Below are 6,451 nucleotides of genomic sequence, written 5' to 3' on the forward strand. Positions count from 1 at the left end.
ATGGCGGTGATGGGGCTGGTGCCGGGCATGCCGCACTTCTCCTTCCTCAGCCTGGCAGCGGTGGCCGGCGGTGCGGCTTATCTGGTCTGGAGAAAGCAGAATCTGGTCAAGGTCAAGGCTCTGGAAGAGGTCCAGCGTCAGCAGGACCTGCTGCCTTCTCCGGCCCGGGCCATGGAGACCAAGGAACTGGGTTGGGACGATGTGACCCCGATCGACATGATCGGCCTGGAAGTTGGCTACCGCCTGATTCCCCTGGTGGATCGCAACCAGGGCGGACAGCTGCTGGCGCGGATCAAGGGGGTGCGCAAGAAGCTCTCCCAGGACCTGGGCTTCCTCATGCCCACTGTGCATATCCGTGACAACCTGGACCTGGCCCCCAGTGCCTATCGCCTGACCCTGATGGGGGTGATCCTGGCGGAGGCGGAGATTTATCCGGATCGCGAATTGGCGATCAACCCCGGGCAGGTCTACGGCACCCTCAACGGTATCTCCGCCCGTGACCCGGCCTTCGGCCTGGAGGCGGTATGGATCGAAATCAGCCAGCGGCCTCAGGCGCAGTCCCTGGGCTACACCGTGGTGGACGCCAGCACCGTGGTCGCCACCCACTTGAACCAGATTCTGTACAAGCACTCCAGCGAACTGATCGGTCACGAGGAAGTGCAGCAACTGATGCAGTTGCTGGCCAAGAGTTCGCCGAAGCTGGCGGAGGAGCTGGTGCCGGGTGTGCTGTCGTTGTCGCAGTTGCTCAAGGTGTTGCAGGCACTGCTGGCCGAACAGGTGCCGGTACGGGATATTCGCAGCATTGCCGAGGCCATCGCCAACAATGCCGCCAAGAGTCAAGATACTGCCGCTTTGGTTGCTGCGGTCCGGGTCGGATTGTCTCGCGCAATCGTCCAAAGCATTGTAGGGACTGAGTCTGAGCTGCCTGTGATCACCTTGGAGCCAAGGTTGGAACAAATTTTGCTCAGCAGTTTGCAGAAGGCAGGACAAGGCCAGGAAGAAGGCGTTCTGCTGGAGCCAAGCATGGCTGAAAAGCTGCAACGTTCGCTGATCGATGCGGCGCAGCGTCAAGAGATGCAAGGTCAACCGGTGATTCTGTTGGTAGCGGGTCCGGTCCGCGCCATGCTCTCGCGGTTCGGGCGTCTCGCCGTTCCCGGGTTGCATGTGCTGGCGTACCAGGAAATTCCCGACAACAAGCAAGTGACCATCGTTGCGACAGTAGGGCCCAACGGCTGAGGTAGTGGGTTATGCAAGTTAAGCGTTTTTTCGCCGCCGATATGCGTCAGGCCATGAAACTGGTTCGTGATGAGTTGGGCGCTGAAGCTGCCATCATCGGCAACCGGCGGATTGCCGGGGGTGTCGAGCTGACGGCTGCGCTGGATTACAAGTTGTCTGCGTTGTCGCCACGGGTTCCGAACATGGAACTCGAGGACGAGTTGCGCAAGACCCAGTCGCGGATCGTCACCGCCCAGGCCGAACTGAGCCTGCGGGGCGAGGGCGACAGTGCCTCGATCACCAATCGCCAGTTGTTCGCCGGTCTGCCATTGACTGCCGCGGAGCCGCTGATCGAGCCGACCCTGACCGAGCGCCCGCGCCCGGCGCCGGCTCCTGCTGCTCCGGCGCCCGATAACCGGGCCCTGGACTCCATGCGTTTCGAACTCAACGGTCTGCGCGAGCTCTTGGAAGTGCAGCTGGGCTCGCTGGCCTGGAGCCAGTTGCAGGGCAGCCGTCCGGAGCAGGCCAACCTCTGGCGTCGCCTGCAGCGCATCGGCCTGTCGGGCCCGCTGGCCCGCGACCTGCTGGCACTGATCAGCGAAATCGACGAGCCCCGCCAGGCCTGGCGCATGTTGCTGGCGCACCTGGCGCGGATGATCCAGACCCCGGAAGTCGAGCCGCTCGAAGAAGGTGGTGTGATCGCCATGGTCGGCCCTGCCGGCATGGGCAAGACCACCACCCTGGCCAAGCTGGCAGCGCGCTATGTCCTCAAGTACGGCGCGCAGAACATCGCGCTGGTGAGCATGGACAGCTTCCGTATTGGCGCCCAGGAGCAGCTCAAGACCCTGGGGCGCATCCTCAACGTGTCGGTGACCCATGTCGATCCTGGCCAGTCCCTGGCCCAGGCCCTGGACCCGCTGCTGCGCAAGCGCGTGGTATTGATCGACACCGCCGGCCTGCAAGCCAGCGACCCGGCGTTGCGCATGCAACTGGAAAGCCTGGCCGGTCGTGGGATTCGGGCGAAGAATTACCTGGTACTGGCCACCACCAGCCAGAAGCAGGTGCTGACCGCTGCCTACCACAGCTACAAGCGCTGCGGTCTGGCCGGTTGCATCCTGACTAAGCTGGATGAAACAGCCAGTCTTGGCGAGGTCTTGAGCCTGGCCATCAGTCACGAATTGCCGGTGGCCTATCTCACCGATGGCCCACGAATTCCCGACGATCTGCACCTGCCTCGCCGGCACCAGCTGGTGAGTCGCGCTGTAAGCGTGCAGATGCAGGAAGAACCCAGCGAAGAAGCCATGGCCGACATGTTCGCTGACCTCTATCACAGCCCGACCAAGCGGGTCGGCTGAGGTAGACATGAATAGATTGCAGTGTATCTACATCGATGGTCTGCCATGCATTGTTCCAATGGTGAACGCGCAGCCAGTTATGTGGCCCCGTCTAAGTAAGACAAGGTAAAGAAAGAACATGGGCAGCATGCATCCCGTACAGGTGATTGCGGTGACCGGCGGCAAAGGTGGCGTCGGCAAGACTAATGTGTCAGTGAACTTGTCCCTGGCTCTGGCCGAGCTCGGCCGGCGGGTCTTGCTGCTGGACGCCGATCTGGGACTGGCCAACGTCGATGTCCTGTTGGGTCTGACCCCCAAGCGCACCCTGGCGGATGTCATCGAAGGGCGCTGTGAGCTGCGCGACGTGCTGCTCCAGGGGCCTGGCGGCATTCGCATCGTGCCGGCCGCCTCGGGCACCCAAAGCATGGTGCACCTGAGCCCCGCTCAGCATGCCGGCCTGATCCAGGCCTTCAGCGACATCGGCGACAATCTCGATGTGCTGGTGATCGACACTGCTGCGGGTATTGGTGACTCGGTAGTCAGTTTCGTCCGCGCGGCCCAGGAAGTGTTGCTGGTGGTCTGCGACGAACCTACCTCCATCACCGATGCCTACGCGCTGATCAAGTTGCTCAACCGCGACTACGGCATGAACCGTTTCCGGGTCTTGGCCAACATGGCCCAGAGCCCTCAGGAAGGGCGCAACCTGTTTGCAAAATTGACCAAGGTCACGGATCGCTTCCTGGACGTGGCCTTACAATACGTCGGCGCAGTTCCCTACGACGAAAGCGTACGCAAGGCCGTGCAAAAGCAGCGTGCGGTCTATGAAGCCTTTCCTCGTTCGAAGTGTGCATTGGCGTTCAAGGCCATCGCGCAAAAAGTCGATACCTGGCCGTTGCCGGCGAACCCACGCGGGCATCTGGAGTTTTTTGTCGAGCGGCTAGTGCATCAAACAGCGGGACCGGTGCTATGACTGCCAGCGGCTACAACCTCTACAAGAAGTCGGCACGTGACAGTCAATACGAATTGATCGAGCGCTATGCGCCCCTGGTCAAGCGTATTGCCTATCACCTGCTGGCGCGGTTGCCGGCCAGTGTTCAGGTGGAAGACCTGATTCAGGCCGGGATGATCGGCTTGCTCGAAGTGTCGACCAAATACGACGCGAGCAAGGGCGCGAGTTTCGAAACCTACGCGGGTATCCGTATCCGTGGGGCGATGCTCGATGAGGTCCGTAAAGGCGACTGGGCACCGCGTTCGGTACACCGTAATACGCGCATGGTCAGTGATGCCATTCGCGCAATTGAAGCTAAAACCGGTCGTGACGCTAAAGATCACGAAGTTGCGGCCGAACTTCAATTGAGTCTCGACGATTATTACGGGATTTTGAACGACACCTTGGGCAGCCGCCTGTTCAGTTTCGACGACCTGTTGCAGGACGGCGAACACGAAGGGCTGCATGAGGATGGTGCCAGTGCTCACCTCGAGCCGTCACGGGACCTGGAGGATGAACGCTTCCAGGCTGCGTTGGCGGATGCGATTGCCAATTTGCCGGAGCGCGAGCGACTGGTGTTGGCGCTGTACTACGACGAAGAGCTGAACCTCAAGGAAATCGGTGAGGTCCTGGGGGTCAGCGAGTCGCGGGTCAGCCAGTTACACAGCCAGTGCGCAGCCCGCTTGCGGGGGCGTTTGGGGGAGTGGCGAGCGCGCTGACAGGCAGTGTGGGGACACTGCGATCAGGACCGGTGAAGCAAGCGCTGCACCGGTCTTGTGGTATGTGCTCCATGCAGTCGTTGTGTGTTATGCCGGATTGATTGAATGGCGCGTTCAGGTGCTGGATGCGTTTAAGACTGCTTGGAGGTCGAATTGGACAAGAACATGAAAATCCTCATCGTTGATGACTTTTCAACGATGCGGCGGATCATAAAAAACCTGTTGCGTGATCTGGGTTTCACCAACACGGTCGAGGCCGACGATGGCACCACTGCCATTCCGGTACTCAACAGCGGGAGCATCGACTTTCTGGTAACGGACTGGAACATGCCGGGCATGACCGGTATCGACCTGCTGCGCCACGTGCGTGCCGATGAAAAACTCAAGCACCTGCCGGTATTGATGGTCACTGCTGAAGCCAAGCGCGAGCAGATCATCGAAGCTGCCCAGGCCGGCGTAAACGGCTATGTCGTCAAACCATTCACGGCTCAGGCGTTGAAAGAGAAGATCGAAAAAATCTTCGAACGCATCGGTTGAGACGCGTAGCCATTCCGCCACGGGGGAGCTATGGAGCATAACGAATCTTCACTGGGCGACTTTGAGTCGACCCTGAAAAAACATGCGCTGGAACTGGTCGAAAGTCTTGAAAAGGGCAGGTTCGGCGAAGCGGTGCAATTGATCCATGAGCTCAATCAGACCCGTGACCGCGGCCTGTATCAGGAAGTGGGCAAGCTCACCCGCGAGCTGCATAGCGCGATCGTCAATTTCCAGATTGACCCGCACATGCCGCAAGCCGAGGAAGTTTCACAGATCACGGATGCCACTGAGCGCCTGTCCTATGTGGTCCGGCTCACGGAAGCCGCAGCCAACCGCACCATGGATCTGGTAGAGAGCAGCACGCCGTTGGTCAACGGCCTGAGCACTGAAGCCCAGGCCTTGAGCGCAGACTGGGGGCGCTTTATGCGGCGCGAGGTCGGCGCTGAAGAGTTTCGCGAACTGGCGCGCCGGGTCGACAGTTTCCTGACGCGCAGCGAGCAGGAAACCCGCACCGTTTCGGGCCACCTCAACGACATTCTGCTGGCGCAGGATTACCAGGACCTGACCGGTCAGGTGATCAAGCGTGTGACCCAGTTGGTCACGGAAGTCGAAAGCAATCTGCTCAAACTCGTCTTGATGGCCAGCCAGGTCGATCGTTTTGCCGGCATCGAACATGACCGTGAATCGATCCTCGCTGAAAAAGATCCGCAAAAACATCTCGCCAAGGGTGAAGGTCCGCAGATTCATGCCGATAAACGGGAAGACGTTATGTCCGGTCAGGACGATGTAGACGATTTGCTTTCCAGCCTTGGATTCTAGGAGCACCCATTAATGAGCTTCGGCGCCGATGAAGAGATCCTTCAGGATTTCCTGGTTGAGGCCGGCGAGATTCTAGAGCAACTGTCCGAACAACTGGTCGAGCTGGAAAGCCGGCCAGATGATGCGGACTTGCTCAATGCAATTTTTCGCGGTTTTCACACTGTTAAAGGGGGCGCCGGCTTCCTCCAGCTCAATGAGCTGGTGGAGTGCTGCCACATCGCCGAGAACGTCTTCGACATCCTGCGCAAGGGTGAGCGGCGAGTCGACTCGGAACTGATGGACGTGGTGCTTGAGGCTCTGGACGCGGTGAACGGCATGTTCAGCCAGGTCCGCGAGCGCACCGAAATCACTGCCGCGACACCGGAACTGCTGGCCGCCTTGGCGCGCCTGGCCGAACCTGCCGGTGCCGAGGCTCCAGCGCCTGCTGTGGAAGAGGTGGCTGCACCCGTTGCCGAGCCTGAGGCCCAGGGCGGGGATATCACCGATAACGAATTCGAATTGCTGCTCGATTCGCTGAATGCCGCCAAGGCCGACGCCGAGGCGGCACCTGCCGCTGCTCCAGTGGCTGCGGGCGAGCCGGCCAGCGATGAAATCACTGACGCCGAGTTCGAGTCGCTGCTGGACCAGTTGCACGGTAAAGGCCAGTTCGCCGCCGATGCGGTGGCCCCGGCTGCGGCCAATGCCACGGCTGGCGCGGCCGCCGGTGGCGACGAAATCACCGACGACGAGTTCGAGGCCTTGCTGGACCAGTTGCATGGCAAGGGCACCTTTGCCGTGGACGCGCTGGATTCGGCCGTGGCTGCGGCACCTGCCCCTGCAGCGGCAGTGCCAAGCGCGGC

At 60.7% G+C, this 6,451-nt stretch carries 7 protein-coding genes; all 7 read left to right on the top strand.

The window, feature by feature from the left end:
* A partial coding sequence (locus BLX41_RS34470) for an FHIPEP family type III secretion protein (protein ID WP_259744414.1) occupies positions 1-1,236 on the top strand: 1,236 nt, incomplete at its 5' end.
* Between the two features lie 11 nt (positions 1,237-1,247).
* Entirely contained in the window at positions 1,248-2,570 is a 1,323-nt protein-coding gene (gene flhF, locus BLX41_RS04735) for a flagellar biosynthesis GTPase FlhF (protein WP_123723969.1), read from the top strand.
* Positions 2,571-2,688: 118 nt separating this feature from the next.
* Positions 2,689-3,519 carry a flagellar synthesis regulator FleN gene (fleN, locus tag BLX41_RS04740; protein ID WP_016963180.1) on the top strand — a complete coding sequence of 277 codons (831 nt, stop codon included), beginning with the start codon at positions 2,689-2,691 and terminating at the stop codon, positions 3,517-3,519.
* A complete protein-coding gene (fliA, locus tag BLX41_RS04745; RefSeq protein ID WP_011060003.1) occupies positions 3,516-4,256 on the top strand; it encodes an RNA polymerase sigma factor FliA in 741 nt (246 codons plus the stop codon). The genes fleN and fliA overlap by 4 nt, the downstream gene beginning before the upstream one ends.
* 165 nt (positions 4,257-4,421) lie before the next feature.
* Complete coding sequence (locus tag BLX41_RS04750; protein ID WP_003183998.1) at positions 4,422-4,793, top strand: chemotaxis response regulator CheY; 372 nt, start codon at positions 4,422-4,424, stop codon at positions 4,791-4,793.
* 30 nt (positions 4,794-4,823) lie between these two features.
* Entirely contained in the window at positions 4,824-5,612 is a 789-nt protein-coding gene (locus BLX41_RS04755; protein ID WP_011060004.1) for a protein phosphatase CheZ, read from the top strand.
* A gap of 12 nt (positions 5,613-5,624) precedes the next feature.
* The coding region (locus BLX41_RS04760; RefSeq protein ID WP_185073379.1) for an Hpt domain-containing protein at positions 5,625-6,451 on the top strand (827 nt) is incomplete at its 3' end.

Origin of the sequence: Pseudomonas protegens (assembly GCF_003732485.1) — a bacterium.
In the GTDB taxonomy this organism is placed as follows: Bacteria; Pseudomonadota; Gammaproteobacteria; order Pseudomonadales; family Pseudomonadaceae; genus Aquipseudomonas; species Aquipseudomonas protegens_B.